16 protein-coding genes are annotated in these 16,209 nt (G+C 60.7%); all 16 read right to left on the reverse strand.

Annotation, left to right across the window (positions count from 1 at the left end; all coding sequences use genetic code 11):
• Window positions 1-753 (reverse strand): flagellar biosynthetic protein FliR, encoded by a 753-nt coding sequence (gene fliR / locus BM216_RS09230; RefSeq protein WP_092998237.1) that lies wholly within the window; start codon window positions 751-753, stop codon window positions 1-3.
• 40 nt (window positions 754-793) lie between these two features.
• Window positions 794-2,881, reverse strand: coding sequence for a flagellar biosynthesis protein FlhA (flhA, locus tag BM216_RS09235; RefSeq protein WP_092998239.1), 2,088 nt, complete (start codon window positions 2,879-2,881; stop codon window positions 794-796).
• 97 nt (window positions 2,882-2,978) lie between these two features.
• Window positions 2,979-3,245 carry a flagellar biosynthesis protein FliQ gene (gene fliQ, locus BM216_RS09240; RefSeq protein WP_092998241.1) on the reverse strand — a complete coding sequence of 89 codons (267 nt, stop codon included), beginning with the start codon at window positions 3,243-3,245 and terminating at the stop codon, window positions 2,979-2,981.
• Between the two features lie 28 nt (window positions 3,246-3,273).
• Window positions 3,274-3,750 carry a flagellar hook assembly protein FlgD gene (flgD, locus tag BM216_RS09245; RefSeq protein WP_092998243.1) on the reverse strand — a complete coding sequence of 159 codons (477 nt, stop codon included), beginning with the start codon at window positions 3,748-3,750 and terminating at the stop codon, window positions 3,274-3,276.
• The gene (flbT, locus tag BM216_RS09250; protein WP_092998245.1) at window positions 3,741-4,190 is read right to left on the reverse strand and encodes a flagellar biosynthesis repressor FlbT; all 450 of its coding nucleotides are present in this window, start codon (window positions 4,188-4,190) and stop codon (window positions 3,741-3,743) included. The genes flgD and flbT overlap by 10 nt, the downstream gene beginning before the upstream one ends.
• On the reverse strand, window positions 4,187-4,534 hold the full coding sequence (gene flaF / locus BM216_RS09255; RefSeq protein ID WP_092998247.1) for a flagellar biosynthesis regulator FlaF: 348 nt from the start codon (window positions 4,532-4,534) through the stop codon (window positions 4,187-4,189). Before flaF ends, flbT begins: the two co-directional genes overlap by 4 nt.
• 36 nt (window positions 4,535-4,570) lie before the next feature.
• Window positions 4,571-5,644 carry a flagellar hook-associated family protein gene (locus BM216_RS09260; RefSeq protein ID WP_092998249.1) on the reverse strand — a complete coding sequence of 358 codons (1,074 nt, stop codon included), beginning with the start codon at window positions 5,642-5,644 and terminating at the stop codon, window positions 4,571-4,573.
• Between the two features lie 2 nt (window positions 5,645-5,646).
• Entirely contained in the window at window positions 5,647-7,179 is a 1,533-nt protein-coding gene (gene flgK, locus BM216_RS09265) for a flagellar hook-associated protein FlgK (RefSeq protein ID WP_092998251.1), read from the reverse strand.
• A gap of 33 nt (window positions 7,180-7,212) precedes the next feature.
• Window positions 7,213-8,502 (reverse strand): flagellar hook protein FlgE, encoded by a 1,290-nt coding sequence (locus BM216_RS09270; protein WP_092998253.1) that lies wholly within the window; start codon window positions 8,500-8,502, stop codon window positions 7,213-7,215.
• A gap of 138 nt (window positions 8,503-8,640) precedes the next feature.
• Complete coding sequence (locus tag BM216_RS09275) at window positions 8,641-9,312, reverse strand: transcriptional activator Rem (protein ID WP_092998255.1); 672 nt, start codon at window positions 9,310-9,312, stop codon at window positions 8,641-8,643.
• Window positions 9,313-9,594: 282 nt separating this feature from the next.
• Window positions 9,595-10,119, reverse strand: a complete 525-nt coding sequence (locus BM216_RS09280; protein WP_092998257.1) for a lytic transglycosylase domain-containing protein — start codon at window positions 10,117-10,119, stop codon at window positions 9,595-9,597.
• A 100-nt stretch (window positions 10,120-10,219) separates the two neighbouring features.
• The gene (locus tag BM216_RS09285) at window positions 10,220-11,635 is read right to left on the reverse strand and encodes a flagellar hook-length control protein FliK (protein WP_092998259.1); all 1,416 of its coding nucleotides are present in this window, start codon (window positions 11,633-11,635) and stop codon (window positions 10,220-10,222) included.
• Window positions 11,632-12,912, reverse strand: coding sequence for a chemotaxis protein MotC (gene motC, locus BM216_RS09290; RefSeq protein ID WP_092998261.1), 1,281 nt, complete (start codon window positions 12,910-12,912; stop codon window positions 11,632-11,634). The genes BM216_RS09285 and motC overlap by 4 nt, the downstream gene beginning before the upstream one ends.
• A 2-nt stretch (window positions 12,913-12,914) precedes the next feature.
• A complete protein-coding gene (locus BM216_RS09295) occupies window positions 12,915-14,198 on the reverse strand; it encodes a MotB family protein (RefSeq protein ID WP_092998263.1) in 1,284 nt (427 codons plus the stop codon).
• Window positions 14,195-14,833 (reverse strand): hypothetical protein, encoded by a 639-nt coding sequence (locus tag BM216_RS09300; RefSeq protein WP_092998265.1) that lies wholly within the window; start codon window positions 14,831-14,833, stop codon window positions 14,195-14,197. The genes BM216_RS09295 and BM216_RS09300 overlap by 4 nt, the downstream gene beginning before the upstream one ends.
• 260 nt (window positions 14,834-15,093) lie before the next feature.
• Window positions 15,094-16,131 (reverse strand): flagellin N-terminal helical domain-containing protein, encoded by a 1,038-nt coding sequence (locus tag BM216_RS09305; protein WP_092998267.1) that lies wholly within the window; start codon window positions 16,129-16,131, stop codon window positions 15,094-15,096.
• Window positions 16,132-16,209: the final 78 nt, after the last annotated feature.

Below are 16,209 nucleotides of genomic sequence, written 5' to 3' on the forward strand. Positions count from 1 at the left end.
CTAGAAACCGTTATAGATGCGGCCGAAGCCGGCAGCGTATTGATGGATGAAGGACGCGATCGAAAGATAGAGAAGGAACAGGCCTCCCGCCACAAGGAAGGGCGTGGAGATGAAGTAGACCGGGATCTGCGGCGAGAGCTTGTTGATGAGGCCGATCGCGATGTTGAACATCAGGCCGTAAATGAGAAACGGGCTGGCGAGCCGCATCATGATCATCGTCGAGGCGCGCAGGGTATCGGTCAACGTGATGAGCATCTTCTGCGGGTCGATGACCGCCCCGACCGGCGTGGCGTCGTAGGAATCGACGAGCGCCCGGAAGACCATGTGATGGAAATCCATCATGAACAGAAGCAGCAGTCCGCACAGCGTCAGCAGATTGGTCAGCTGGTTTTCCTGGGAATCCTCGAGCACGTCGTGACCACCCGGCGCGGAAAAGCCGATACTGGTCGTCAGCAGCGTGCCGGCAAACTGCAGTCCGAGCGTGTAAAGCCTTGCGATAAGCCCGTACATGACGCCGATCAGCGTCTCGGTGAGGATCAGGCCCACATAGGTAGCGGTCGGAGCCGACGCTTTCGGATAAATCATGTCCCAAAGGACCGGCAGCACGGCCATGGCAAGGCCGAGCGCGACGAAGAGCCTGATCTGCGGCGGCACGCGGGCGCTGCCGAAGCCCGGCAGGGTCATCACGCAACCACCCATACGGCAGAAAGCCAGGAATAGTGCGAGAATGGTGCCCTGCGGGTCGAGAATCATGGACTTTGTCTTCGAGGGCCGCGACCCAAAGGGCTGACGATCATGAAATCGCGCCGAGGATCTTGATTTCCAAGCCCTTGGCGAGTTCCACGTGCGAGAGCACCGGCAGCGTTGCGAACAGGCGCTCGATGATCATGCGCACATAGGAGCGGGTTTCCGGCGACGTGACAAGCACGAATGGCAGGCCACGGTCCATGAATTCACGGATAACTTTGGTGGCCTGCTCGCTGAACTCTTCCAGCGTGCGTGGATCGATGTCGAATTCGACGACTTCGCCCTTGGCATCGCGCTTTAGCGCCTGGTGGAACAGCATGTCCCACTTGCTGCCCAACCTCAGCACGCGCAGCACGCCATTGTCGGCCAGATCGCCGCAAAGCTGCTGCGACATGCGCACGCGGACATGCTCGACGATCTGTTCGGTCTTGCGAACGTGCGGCGCAAGTTCGGCCACCGCTTCGAGGATCAGATGCAGGTTTCGGATCGAGACGCGCTCGGCGAGCAGCAGCTTCAACACGGCCTGCAGGCCCGAATAGGACATGTGCGACGAGCAGATCTCGTCCGCCAGCTTCTTGTATTCGGGATCGAGACGCTCGATGAGGATCTTGACGTCCTTGTAGGAGAGAAGCTGCGGCAGGTTGTTGCGGATCACTTCCGACATGTGGGTGAGCACGACCGAGACGTTGTCGATCGGGTGGAAGCCTTCACGCTTCAGGTCTTCGGCAAAGGTCTCGAGGATGGAGACAGCCGGCATGCCGAAAGCGGGTTCACGGATTTCGTCGCCCGGAATGGACGGCTTGCGGCCGGAACCGGTGACGACGAGGACATCGCCGACGCGCAGCTGATTCGAGGCGATGGTCGTGCCGTGGATGCGGATCTGGTACGACTTTTCCGGGATCCCGATATCGTCCGCGACCTTGATCTCGGGAACGACAAAGCCGTATTGCGTGGCGAATTTCTTGCGCATCTTGCCGACGCGGAAAGCGAGTTCCTGGTGGGCGCCGAGAAGGCGCGTCGAAACCTGCTTGCCGAGCGCCAGCTCGATTTCCGCCGTCTTCAGGACCGACTTGACCGAATCCTTCTCCGCTTCCTTGTTCTGGACGACCTTCTTTTCCTCGTCTTCACGACGAGCCTTGTTTTCCGCCTCGACGCGACGCGGCACGAACCATGCGCCAAAACCGAGCAGGCCGCCGAGGGCAACGAACGGCAGAAGGGGCAGGCCGGGAATGATCGCCAACAGACCCATCAGGGCCGCCGCCATGGAAAGCGCGCGTGGATAGCCGGAAAGCTGATCGATAACCGCCTTGTCGGTGGAGCCGGAAGCGCCGCCGCGGGTGACGAGAAGGCCGGCGGCGAGCGAAACGATAAGAGCCGGGATCTGCGAGACGATACCATCGCCGACCGAGAGCTTGACGAAGACGTCAGCCGCTTCGCCGATCGGCATCTCATGGCGGAAGTAGCCGATGATGATGCCGCCGAAGACGTTGATGGCGGTGATGATGAGGCCGGCGATCGCGTCGCCGCGGACGAATTTCGAGGCACCGTCCATGGCACCGAAGAAGGAGCTTTCCTGCTCGAGCTCGGTACGGCGGCGCTGGGCTTCCTTCTCGTCGATGATGCCCGCCGACAGATCGGCATCGATCGACATCTGCTTGCCCGGGATCGCATCGAGGGTGAAGCGGGCGCCGACTTCGGCGATACGCGTTGCACCCTTGGTGATGACGATGAAGTTGACGGTGATCAGGATCATGAAGACGATCACACCGATGACGAAGTCGCCCGACATGACCAGCGAAGAAAAGCCGGAAATCACACCGCCGGCCGCGCCATGGCCTTCATGTCCGTGGGACAGGATGACTCGCGTCGTGGCGATGTTGAGCGCCAGACGAATCATCGTCGCGATCAGGAGAACCGTCGGGAAGGAGGAGAAGTCGAGTGGCCGCTGGATCCACAGTGCCACCATCAGGATCAGCACCGAGAGCGCGATCGAGAAGGCCAGACCGATATCGATCAGGAACGGCGGGATCGGCAGGAACAGGATGCAAAGGATAGCGACGATACCCGCCGCAAAGCCTATGTCACGGCCGCGCGGTGCGACCTTCGGAATGGATAATGCAGGTGGCTGCGCCATGGCTTTTTCCGTCTCTTCATGAGAAGGCGGCAGGTCGCAGACCCACCAGTTCACCTAGCTCATTAGCGGTCGAAGCTTGCGCGAAAATAGCCGGTCTCTAGAAACCCGACTGCACCCGAGAAAATACCAGATTTGCAAAGAGGCTGATCTGTGCGCCGATAAAGGGAGCGGTGATCCCGATGGTCACCATGATGGCGACGATCTTCGGCACGAAGGTCAGGGTCATTTCCTGGACCTGGGTCAGTGCCTGAAGAAACGCGATCGTCACGCCGACAACCATGGCGACGAGAACCGCTGGGCCGGAGGCGATCAGGATCGTCCAGATCGCCGCCTGCATGATATCAAGGGCATCGGCTTCATTCATTGGGCCGGCTCCGCCTTCTAGCGTCTGATCAGGCGTCAGTGACTTTATCGGTGTCGCTGCCGGTATCGGTATCCGTATCCGTCGGAGCGGTACTGGAGATGATGATTCCCGGCTGAACCAGGACCTTATCGCCTGCTTCTGTGATCGCAACAAGGCCGTCGGAATAGACTTCCACTTCTTTGACCTTGCCGGAGATCTTGTCGTCGGCGCTGGTGACATATTTGCCGACCAGATCGGAGGCCTGGGAGAAGGAATTGGCCTGGATCATCGACTGAAGATTGCTGTTCATCTTCACCGACTGCTCGACCTGCGAGAAGGTGGCGAGCTGCGCGACCTGTTCGCTCGCATCCATCGGATCGGTCGGATCCTGGTTCTTCATCTGGGCAATGAGCAGCTGAATGAAGTTGTCGTAGTTCAGCGAGGCCGACGACGCGTCCGTCTTGGCGGCAGTGCCGTTGCCCGACGCGTAGGGGTTGGTTGCGCTGTTGACTGCATCTACCGCCATGGTGCGATCTCCTTGCGAATCTGCTCGATGGTTGCCGGCGCAATTTCCTGGTTGTTCAGGATGCGATCCTCGATCGGATAGAGCGAGCGAATCGCCTTCAGGGCGTCGAAGGCGCGACCTGAAGCTACCATGCCATCGACCCTCTTGAGTTCTGCCAGGATCTCTTCGTCACGGAAGCAGCCGAGCAGCATCGCGACCGACTTGCGGAACAGAACGGAGGACTGTTCCTTGCCTTCCGGGTTGATCAGCATCATCTGGGCGATGAAATACAGCTGGCGAAGCGGGGTCGTGGCCTGTTCCGGCTGGAGAACGTGGTTTTCCAGGAGGAAGGTGACGTCGTTCAAGAATTCCAACGCTACCTTGCGGTCAACGCGCAGGACTGCGCCGTTGATGAAGATACGTTCGCCGGATTTCAGCGAGATGCGCAGCGTGCTTTTCATTTAAGTCCATCCCTGATGATGGTGGTCACGTCGATAATGCCTTGGAAGTTTTCCGACTGCCGCTTCCTGATCTTTTCGCATTCCTTGAGAATCCAGATTGCGATGGAGATAAGGTCGGCCCGCAGCTCCGTGGCCAGTTCATTGTCCGGCTGTCTCAGATCCTCGATAAAGCGGATCCAGACACGCCGCGTATAGAATACCGCCTCGACGGTCATTCGAGAGTAGCTCGGCTCATCGCGTGCGGCGACGAGGAGCACGATCGAACGATCCAAGGCCTGCCGTTCACGTTCCTTGGCGTCCGCGACGCCATCCTCCATGATCTCGGCATATGAAAACTGGTACATTCATGTATCCTTCATTTTCATCGCTACCTTTGGTCATCAAAGGTAGTTGACTAGGCTCAGATTTTGAATCTTCGCCGTCACTGAATAAGCAGTCTCCAGAAGCGTCTGCAGCGTGTTCACGCGCGTGGCCGCTTCAGCAGCGTCGACCTCCTGGAGATTGCCCAGGTGAGTCGTCAGAATATCTTCTTGCGCCTGCAAGCTTTCCTCAGCCTTGGCAACGCGTTCGGTGTAGATACCAATCGTCGTGCGCTGCTGGGTCAATCCGCTCTGCGCCTTGCCGACATAGGTGTCGGCAACCCGGTCGCCGACGAGCTTGCGGGCATCGGCATCCATGTCCGTGCTCAGGAATTCGACTGACAGAACTGCAGCCAGCGCGAAGTAGCGCATGCCGCTGGTATTGGCATTGGTCGAGCTTTCCACGACTTCGGTCGGCGTGATGCGGCTCTTCATGTTGTCGTTGGAGGCACTGGAGACCGACGTGGTCCAGAAGTCGTCGCCATTCACCGACGGCGTCGTACCCAGAAAGACTTCTTCGATGTGGGTCAGAAACTCAGCCATGTCGGCTTCCGTCATATCCCCTTTGTCATCGAGTCCCTTCGAATCAAGGAAGGCGTCCAGCTCGGCGTTGAAGGCCTGCTTCGCGTCCGACCCCTCGTCGAGGAAATCGCCCAAAGGCTTCACGTCGCTATTGATACCAGCAAATATGTACTCACCGTTAACGGCGGTATTAGCAAATCCTGTAAACCCCGCGAGCGAAGCGCTCATCACGGTGCGGGCCGTGCCGAGGCTGGTCTCGTCGGTCGCGCTGCCGAGCGTGATGATGGCGTTCTGCATGTCGAGCGCCAGCGTGTCCATTTTGGACAGAGCAAGCTCGGCGCTTTCCAGCCGCTGCGTGGCGAGCGACGCCGTATTGTAGAGGGAGTTGATACGCGACAATTCGCGGGTGAGATCCAGCGCGCGCGACGTGCTTGCCCCAAGGGTCGCGCCGATATCGGCATAGCGACCGCTGACCGCTTCCGTGTTTGCGTCCACCAGGTCGCGCTGAGCGCTCGCAATCGAGTTGCGCATGGTGGTCTGGACAGCAAGTGAGGAAATGAATGAGGTCTTCATAATCAGCTCGCAATATCAAGAAGGGCTTGCATCATCTCGTCGACGGTCGACATCAGCTTCGCGCCGGCCTTGTAGGACTGTTCGATGTCGAGAAGCAGCGAAAGTTCTTCGTCCAGGCTGACGCCCGTCGTGCTGGAATAGGCCTCGAAGGCGCGGGTCAGCATGGCATACTTGTTTTCGTCGGCGGTCGTTGCCGAGCTACGCAGCTGCTCGAGCCAGCCGAGCGAGTCCGATGCGAAGGACATGAGATCCGGCGAATCGCCGATCTGCGTCGACGGATCGAACGACATCGGCGCTTCAAGCGCCTCGTTGTATTTGTCCAGCAGATCCGAATAGCTGCTGCCGCCAGGCTGCCCGTCGACCAGATTGACGACGTAGTCCGAACCATTGATGCCGCCATCGCGGATGAGGTCGGCAGAGCCGGTCGGGGGCTGCACGGCCGGGTTCAGCCTCAGCCGCGAGGCAAGTCCGGTGATGACGGCCGAATTGGGAACCGGATTTCCGTCGCCATCGACCTCGACGCCCGTCGGCACTTCGGTCTGCAGGGTGCCGTCAGCACCGAGATAGGTGAAGAGACCGGTCATCGGGTCGAGCGCCGGGTCGGCATCCGGATCCGGATCGGTTTCGGCAAATGCAGTGATCAAGCCGCGCGCGACTTCATCGAGCTGCGTCTGGAAGACCGGGGCGACATCGTCGCGCAGCTGGAGCAGCGCCGGCAGCGAGCCCTTGGCGCTCGTGTCGCCGGACGTACCGGCCTTGAGCTGGACGCCGTCGACATATATCGCGTTGCCGACAGTGCCCGCCTCGTAGGTGGAGGTCGCTGCAAAAGTGACCTTGCGCGGAACAGCCTCGAACAGCGTGACGCCGTCCGAGGTGTAGAGAACCATGTCGTTGTTTTCGCGAACGTAGGACGAAACGCCGACGATCTCGGAAATCTGCTTGAGCAGGGCATCGCGCTCGTCGAGCGCGTCGTTCGGATCGCCGCCGGTCGAGGTCTGGATCTTGACCTTGTTGTTGGCCTCTTCGAACTTGCCGAGCAGCGTGTTGAGATCAGAGACATTCTGCTTGATGTCGTCGTCGGCACGCTTGCGGATCGCCTGCAGATCGTTCGAAGCGTTGTTGAGCGCGGTGACGAGATCCTGGGCGCTGGAGACGACGGCGAGGCCCATCGCATTGTTGTTAGCCTTGCCGACGAAGGCATCCATGCTTTCGCGGAAGGCAGACAGATAGGCGGCAGGCGACGTTTCGTAGTCGTTGCCGCCCATCAGGCTCTTGATTTCCTCGAGGCCGGTCAGCAGCGTGCGCTGGCCGCTGGAGACCGAAGTGCTTTCGATCGTCTGGCGGAAGAGTGGCTGGTTCTGGTCGCGAACGATGTCGCCAATCATCGCGCCGTTGCCGCCGGTGACAACCACGGCAGAACGCCGGACGTAATCCGTGTTCTGCGCGTTGGCGATGTTCTTCGCGGTAACCGACGACTGGGTGCCGGTGTTCGTGAAGATGGACTGCGCCGTAGACAATGCGGAAGTAAGCGACATCGTGTCTTAACCTCTGGAGACTGATTCTCTGAGTTACCGCTTCAGGTTGATGAGAACGTCCATCAAGTCCGAACCGGTCTGGAATACCTTGGAGTTTGCGGTGTAGATGCGCTGCGCCTCGATCATCTCGGTGAGCTCGCTGGCGATATCGACGTTGGAGCTTTCCAGTGCGCCGGAATAGATCTGGCCGAACACGCCTTCCTGCGGGAAGCCGATGGTGACGACACCCGATTCGTTGGTCGGTACGTAGACGTTGCCGTTCTGAGGAAGCAGCTTGTCGATGGCAGGAACCGTGGCGAGGGCAACCTGGTAAATCGCACGGCGGCCGCCATCCTGGTAGACCGCGGTGACGAGACCGTCGGCGCCGATCTCGACATCGGTGATCGGGCTCGGCGCGTTGCCGTTAATGATACCCTTGCCCGGTGTGAAATCGGTGGCGAACTGTGTCATGTCCGATAGATCGATCTCGATGTTCAGCCCTTCGAGCGAGCCATCATCATCCGTGATGTTGATCGACGTCGGAGAAGTGGTGGCGAGCTTGTTGGTATCGGGATCGAACTCCAACGTTACGGTCGACTTGGTTGCGGAGTCCGGATCGCCATCCGCCCCTACATACGGGAAGCCGCCATTGGTGGCCTGGTCCTGACGGTAAACCGTCACTTCCCACGTATTGTCGTCAGTCTTGGTGTAATAGAAGTCATAGAGCACCTTGGCACCGGCATGGTCGTAGCCCGTCAGCGAACTCTTGTTTGTAATCGTCGCACCGGCAACGTTGTCGCTCGGGCGGCTGCCAGCCGGAACGGTTTCCGCATCACGGTCGAGGTTGGCCGGGAAGCTACCGTAGGTCGACGGCGAGGAGACCATGCCGAAATCGTTGATGTTGATCGCTTCGAGGCCGTTGAAGCCGTTGACGACGGCGGCCGGCGGGTTCGAGCCGTAGGGATATCCCATCAGCTGATAGCCGGCAGCGTTCACCAAATAGCCCTCGGAGTTTTTCTGGAAGGAACCGGCGCGGGTCAGAACCGGCGTACCGGCCTGGTCGCTGACGATGAAGAAGCCTTCACCCTGGATGGCGAGGTCGGTCGACGAGGTCGTGTAGCTGATGCCGCCCTGTTCGGAAATGCTGTAGCGAACGTTGGTCTGAACGCCGCCCGAAGTATAGCTGCCGGACGTGGACGGCAGGACCAGAGAGGAGAATGCGGTCGAGGCGCGCTTGTAGCCCACCGTGCTGGAATTGGCGATGTTGTCGCCCACGGTGCTGAGACGGTTGGACTGGGCGTTCATCCCCGACACAGCCGTCTTCATCGAACCGAAAATGCTCATCTGGAAAATCTCCTAATTTGGCTGATCCGGAACCTAAGGGGCGGGCCTTGCGTGAAGCTGGCTGTCCGATCAGTTCCGCCTTTGCAAAAAAGAAAGGCCGCCCTAGTCGGCGGCCTTGTCTGGCGGAGTATGAGCCTCTCAGCTCCAGTCGATGCAGTAGCCAAGGAAGCGCTTGGAATCGACCGGGTCAAAACCGAGCTTCTTGCGCAGTTTCTTGCGCAGCTTGCTGATGTGGCTTTCCACCACGTTCTCCTCGACCTCTTCGTCGAAGATGCCGTAGATCGCGTTGAAGATCTGCGTCTTCGACACGCGGCGACCGCGGTTGGCGACCAGATATTCCAGGATGCGGCGCTCGCGGCGCGGCAGCGCAAAGGTGTCGCCATCGATCTCGGGATCACGACCGTCGGAGAAGACGCGGATCGAGCCGATATCGGTGAAGTTCGAAATCGCCTTCAGGCGGCGACGGATCGCCGCTGCACGCGCCAGGATTTCACGGGGGTGAACCGGCTTGCGCACGACGTCATCGACGCCGCTGTCGAAAAACGCGAGCGTCGCTTCCAGCGAAGGCTGATCGCTCACCGCGATGACCGGCGCCATCGAACGGTCGCGGATCGCCCGCGGCAGTTCGAGCGAACGCTCGCCCTGGCCGATCAGGAATGCCTCGACCGCAGCGATGTCGGAGTCGGCTGCCGACTCCACCCACTCGCTGAATTCCCGCGGGTCGAATCCTGTGGAAGGAATGCCCTCGCGCCCAAATAGGGATGTATATCCGTCTTTAACGAGCTCTCGCTCATCAACCACTACGATCATTCGTCCGCCTCCGAATCAGTTGTGGTGCCTCGATGGCTCTATGGGTACGAATCGGAGGAATCTGGCGCAAGCTATGCAAAGTTAACCAAACAAATTAATAGTTGATTAACCTTTAGGCAGCGATTTGCACTACATCTAGTGGGTCTGAGCGGATTTCGGAATATTATCTCGTGGAAAAGTTAACGGGTTTTGGATGAGGGCTTGCCTGCCCAAATTTCTGCAACTTTTCGCCACATGCAATCATGCGATTCTTTTTGAGTTGTCAATACAACCCAGAATAGATCACGCTTGACAGAATTGTGACGCGTTTCGCGTCCAGCTTCCATAACCGGTTGCGACAAGATTGGCGATTACGCGACATACATATCGCTTCTGAGCGGGGTCGTTGTTCGGTCCGGCGTGGTATCTTGCTACCGCCATCGTCCAGGTATCATGCCTGTCGTGGAGCGATCTCAAGAACTTCGCGGCGTATTCCACATTCAGCCGCGGATCGAACATCTCCTGGGCGGAGGAGAAATTCTCACCGTGGAAGTGGTGGTTGATCTGCATGCAGCCGATGTCGATCAGCTTGGCTCCCCGTTGCTTGGCGGCGCCGAAGGTGGCCATTGCGTCCCCAATCGAAGCGGCAAAATAGGCCTTGCCTTCGATGTTCATCGCCAGCGGGCTGAGACTGCCCTTGCGACCTGTTTCCGTCAGACCGACCGAATAGAGTATTCCCTCCGGTATTCCGTATTTCGCGGCGGCCGCCTGGATCTCCCGTTCGCAGGCCCCGGGATTGACCGGAGTGCGAGATTCCGCCTTAGGCACCGAGGCCGATCGAGGTGTGGCCTTGGGCGTCGACGGAGCCTGGGGAGCACTGTTGCCAGCACCCCAGGATCCAGCGGAAAAGAGAGAAGCAGATCGGGCGTTAGAGATAGAGCTGGCCAGAGCGAGCGCCGCCAGAAGCGGGAGCAGCCTGGTTTTCCTGAGCGCCTTCATTGCCGTTTCCTGCTGCCTGTTGGGAGAACTGGCGACCGTCGGCATTTTCCTGCCCGCGACCGGCGCCGCCCTGCTTTTCACCCTGTGCCGACGCCTGCTGGCCGTTCTGCTGGTTGTTGCTGGTGGCGTCGCTATCGGCGGTCGGTGCGATGCTGATCGTCACCTGATCGACCGCGAAGCCCTGCGACCGCAGGGCGTCGAGAATGCCGCCGCTGTCATCCGACAGCTGACGGTAGGCGGCGCGTGTTTCCACCGTCAGGTGGACGTTGAGCTGCTCGCCCTGGAGGCGAAGCATGGCCGTCACGGAACCGAGATCGTGCGGGGTCATCTGCAGCTTCAGCGTATTGACGACGCCACCAGTCGTGTTCTGAGCGGCAACGTTCTGCGAAGAGCTCGTCGACTGCATGGCGGAAACCCATTCGCTGTCACCCGACAGCGCCGAGGTTAGGGCCGAGGCGTTTGGGGCAAGGCCGAGGAAGCGGCGCGAATCGAGCACGTTGATGGTCTCCGCCTGTCCGCCGGCCGCACCGCGGGCATCTACCTGCTCGCTGCGGCCGTCGCCGACGCGCATATCCATGCTCTGGCGCTCACCCTTGGCATCCTGGAAACGGAAGAGCCGGTCCTGTTCAGTCTTGACTTCTGTGCCCGGTACCGGCGTTGCATCAGTATCCGCCGACATGCTCGACAGGGCGCTGATTGCGGAGCTCACTTCGGACTTGCCGCGTATGGCGTCGCCATCGGCCTTACCCTGCTTGCCGGAGACAACCTGCCCCCTCTGCGCGGGGACCATTCCTTCGGCTGACGCTGCGGCGCCATGGCCGTTCAACAGCGAGAGGATATCGCTGAGTTCGAGATCGCCGTCGTCCCGGGAGAGCAGCTTGTCGAGATCGACGTCGTCGGCCTCGGTGCCGTCCTTGCCTTCCAGCGCGTCCGCCTTGGCGGTCAAGGCCTTGGCCGCCGCCAGGGCATCCCTTAGCTTCTTTTCGCCGGCGGTCAGTTCGCGCATTGTTTCCTTGCCCAGGGCGTCCTTGACCGAAACCTGCTGCTCCTGCTGCAGGAAGGCGGACTGCTCCTGGATCGTCGGCTTGCGAAGCGATTCGGGGCGGATGTCGATGATCGGCTTCGGCTTGGCTGCTACTTCATCCGCAGCCGCGGCGTCCTGGCCGGCGGCGTCTCCGTCACCGGCTGCCTGCCTTGCGCCCGACTTGCTGCCGACAGCGTCCTGGTCGAATTCGGACATGGCGTTGGAAAAGCCCTCGCCACTGTCCGCGCCCTTCTTGCCCGTCGAGGAGAGATTCGAGGAGACCGCCGCATCCGCAGCGTTGGTGCCTACAATATTCATCATGGGGACGCAGTCTCCTCCTTCAGCAACTCATCAAGGGCATCGAGCTTAGAGCGACCGCCGTCAACGAATGTCTTGAAGGCCGGATCGAACGAAGCCTGGGATCCGGCAACCGGATCATTGGCATTGGGGCTAGTTCCGGCAATTTCATTTCCGGTCGAAGCGGATGAGGATCCCGCCTGGGTGGTATCGTCTAGATTGACCGGAGATTCTTGCGCGAGGCTGTCGGCCTCCGGTTTGGCGATGACTTGGCTCGCAACGGCCTTGGCGGCCTGCAAAAGCGCCCGATCGCGCTCGGAAAGATTTTCTTCGGGAATGGCTGAAATGGCATCCATGGCCGATCCGACGGCGCTGGTCGAAATATCGGCCACGCCGCCATAGAGCCTGGCCATCGAGCCTGGCGTATCCGACGGATTGCCGGCAAGCGCCTCGGCCTTGGCCGATGCGAGCCGCGCCAGCGCCGCATTGCCCCTGATAGCGGCCGCGCGCGCGATCCGCAGGAACACTTCCCTGCGCCTGTCGACGTCCATGAATTCGACCGTGCCGTCGATATCCGCCTCGGTGATCTGGCCGAAATGCCCGACCACGAGATCGACGAAGAAATCAGCGAACTGGCTGGCATAGGGCGAATGGACGAAGCGACGCGCATACTGGCGCGAATAGAGCAGGCCTTCGGGCACCATGTTGGCCTCGACCGCAATCGCGACCGAGCGGCGCAGGGCCGCCTCCTCGATGATCGTACCCGGCGCGGTCAGTCGCGCCCAGTCGTAATGCACCAGTGCGGCCTTCGGGTCCCGGCTGACGGCCACATTGCCGCTGACGAGCGCGAGATAGGGGCCAATCTTCTGGTCGCGATATTCCTCGGCCATCTCCGCAAGGTTTTTCGCCGCGAGATTGCCTTTTCCGCTCAGATATTTGCGCAGGCCATCCGCCACGCGACTGTCGAAATGACCGGCAACGTCGCGCGATGCAAGATATTCGAGCGTCGCGGGATTGCCCCCGCTCATCGCGTAGATCATCGCCGCGTCGACGTTACGGGGATCCTCGAAGACGGAGGCGTTGGCGGTTCTCAGGCGCTTGTCCAGCGTCGCCAGCATGAAACGCTGCATCTCGCCGGCCGAATGATCGCCCTGCACCACCGTATCCTGGACGAACTGGAGCGAGCGAAGCATGGCATAAGGCGCCAGATCGACGGAATCGTCCGCGATGACCGAGGCCGGCGCCGCCACGGTGCATAGGAGGCCCGCGGCCAGGATGGACCGTATCCTCTTAGCCCTCATGGTCAGCTCTCGTCCGCCTGCAGCAGGATCTCGATGCGGCGGTTGCCGTCGGCGAACGGATCGTCCGGCACCTGAAGTCGTCGGTCTGCAAAACCGGAAACCTGCTTGATGCGATCTTCCGCCAATCCGCCATGGACCAGCATGTAATAGGCGCTGTGGGCGCGGGACATGGACAGGCGCCAGTTATCGTTGCCGCCGCCCTTGAACTGCCGTCCGTCCGTATGGCCGCGAATGACGATATCGCCCTTCTTTTCCTTCAGGACCTGGCCGATCTTCTCCATGGCAAGCACCATGTCCTGCCGCGGCACGGCCGAACCGACATTGAACATCGGGTCTTCGGTCTGGTCAGAAATGGTGATCAGCACGCCGCCTTCAGCCGGAGTAACGATCAATCCTTCCGTCAGCTTGCCGGGCACGCCGGACAGCTGCTTTTCGAGCTCATCGCGCAGATTGTCGGCATCCACCTGGGCTTCCGCTTCCGCGGGCTTGCCCTCAACCGTATTCTCGCTGTCGGTAGGTTTGCCCTCGGCGGTCTTGTTCGTCTCGGACGACTTCCCTTCGGCGGCTTCAGGCTTCGACGGCACGGCAAGCGCAACCTCAGTGGCCTCTTCCGGCGATTTCTCGGCCGTTGGCAATGCGGTCTCCTGCGCCAGCGGATCCTGGCTCGGATCAACCTTGACTGCCTGGGATGGGCCTTCGGCGCGGGTCACCTGGATCTGCTTCGTCCAGAAATCCGGATCGAACGGGTCGCGATAGGCCTCACCGCCATCGGCGCCGGTCGCCGGGCCGGAATCGCTCGCCCCGCCCTCGCCCTTGGCGCTGACATTGGCCTGCTGGCCGACTTCCTGGGCGATCTCTGCCAGGACGGAATAAGGATTCTCGAAGAAATCGGCCTCGGAATAATTGGTCTCGTCGCCGGAAGTCGAGGTCATGTCCTCGCCGGTCGCAGCAGCCGAACCGACGACGGAGCCTTCGCCCTTCACCTTGGACTGGGCGCTTTCCTCCTCGCCCTCGGCCTGGTCGACGGGCTTTTCCAGCCCCTTCTTCGCCGGCGTTTCGTCCGACAGCTTGATGGGATTGAAATAGCTCGCCATCGAGGCCTTGGTTTCCTCGTTGGCGGCATTGACCAGCCACATGACGAGGAAGAATGCCATCATCGCGGTCATGAAGTCGGCATAGGCGATTTTCCACGCGCCACCATGCGCGCCATCGTCATGGCCGCCGCCGTGACGCTTGACGATGATGATCTCGTTCTTGCCGTGGTGGTGATTTTCGCCTTCGCTCATCCCAGCACTTTCTTCAGACTTGCGGACCATGCCGACATACGGGTGACGAGCGACGCATCACCGAGTTCAACGGTGAGGTCGACATCGTCGGATTCGACATGCCGGATGACAGTCGCGTTATCACCAAGGCGCGTACGCAGCGCCTCGAACATCGGTGTCGGCCCGCGCACGGTTACCGCGTTGACCTCGCCCTCAATGATCGCCGCCTTGATAAGGTCGGCGAGATCGGCCGTGGCCTTGGCTGCAACGGCGTCCTCCACCAGCGGCGCGAGCACGCGCGCCGTCTGTTCCGCAACTTCCTGCGCGGTCGCGGTGGCGAAAGCCTCGACACGGGCCGCGATAGTCGCGGCAAGTTCGCCTTCCAGCCTCTCCTTCAGCGCCGCCATCTCGGTCTCGTGGGCCTCGACGAGCGCTGCCCGGTCCGCGGCCCAGCGCTGCTCCCATTCGTCGGCCGCTTCCTGTTTGCCCCTGGCAAGGGCATCGGCGCGCTCGGCCTCGATATCGACCGGCTCTTCGGCCGGCAACGCCAGGACATCGCTCAGGTCGGGCGCGAACATATCGAGCTCGTCGTCCATGACAGGCGGAGGCGGCGGGGCGCCGAAATCCTTCAGGTAGCGGGCAATCGACGCGCTCATCGGCATGCTCCGTTCTCTGCCGATCCGCCGGCGAGACGCGCCTGCAGACGGGCGCACCCTCCGTGCCGATCATTGGAACCTTGCAGCGTCTTCGCCATCATAGCCTTGTCCTGAAACCGTTTCGCGATCCGCCGGACGACGGACCGGATCATCCCATGTTCAGCGAAACGCTAGACCGGTAAACTTGCGCGAGGATGAAGGCGGAGCCCGCAGGCGCTCTGCGGACTGCCAACGCTTGATATTCGCGCGGCCGTTCGACCTTACTGCTGGAACAGCTGGAGAATGTTCTCGGCGTTGCTGTTGGCGATCGACAGGGACTGGATGCCAAGCTGCTGCTGGGTCTGCAGCGCCTTGAGCCTGGTCGATTCCTCGTTCATGTCCGCATCCACAAGACGGCCGACCCCCTTGTCGATAACGTCCGTCAGCGAAGCGACGAAATCCTCCTGCAGGTCGATACGGCTCTGGATGGAGCCGAGACTGGAGGCGGCGCTGGTCATGGCGAGAAGCTGCTTGTCGACGAAGCTCTCGATGATGTCGAGCACGTCCTCTTCGGTCGAGATCGGCTCGACCGCATCGTCCGGATCGAGATTGGCGGCATTGTTGATCTCGGTCAGGTAATCGCTGAGCTTGTTGATATCGAGATTGAAGACGGAGAAGCTGAGCCGGGTTTCGGGATTCTCCGGATCGAGCTGGGCCTGCTTGTCGAGAATGGCCTGATTGCCGCCGCTCAGATCGAAAAGAACCGTCGATTCGTCGAGAACATAGTCGACCGTCTGAACCTGGACTGCTCCCTGGGCCGTACGCGTGAAGGACGCCACTACCTCCTTGGTCACCGGCGTCAGTTCGGCGACCACATCCGGATCATCCGGGTCGCCGCCATCGCTGATCTTGTCCTGCAGCCAGTTCTCGCCGGAGAAGGCGGCGGAATCGGAAATGCTCTTCAGCTGCGCCTGCAACTGGGTGATTTCTTCCTGGATCTTGTTGCGGTTGGAGCCGACGCCGTAGGCAGCAACGAGCTTGGTCTTGATTTCGGTGACGGTCTCGATGGCGCTCTGCATGCCGGCATAGGCAGTATCCACCTTCGCGGCGCCAAGCCCCAGGGCGTCCTGGACCGTGGACAGTGCCTGGTTGTCGGAACGCATCGTCGTCGCGATCGACCAGTAGGCAGCATTGTCGGCGGCGGTTTCGACCCGAGCACCGGAGGATACGCGCGCCTGCGTCGTTTCAAGGGTGCGATCGATCGCGCGTAGGGTCTGCAGGGCAGCCATGGCCGCGCTGTTGGTGAGAATACTGGTCATCGCTGGCCGTGCCTCAGTCAGAATGTCTGGAAAATCCGGGATGGGTCACAGGAACAGCAAGAGGCCTCATGCCGGTCG

Origin of the sequence: Rhizobium sp. NFR07 (assembly GCF_900111905.1) — a bacterium.
In the GTDB taxonomy this organism is placed as follows: domain Bacteria; phylum Pseudomonadota; class Alphaproteobacteria; order Rhizobiales; family Rhizobiaceae; genus Neorhizobium.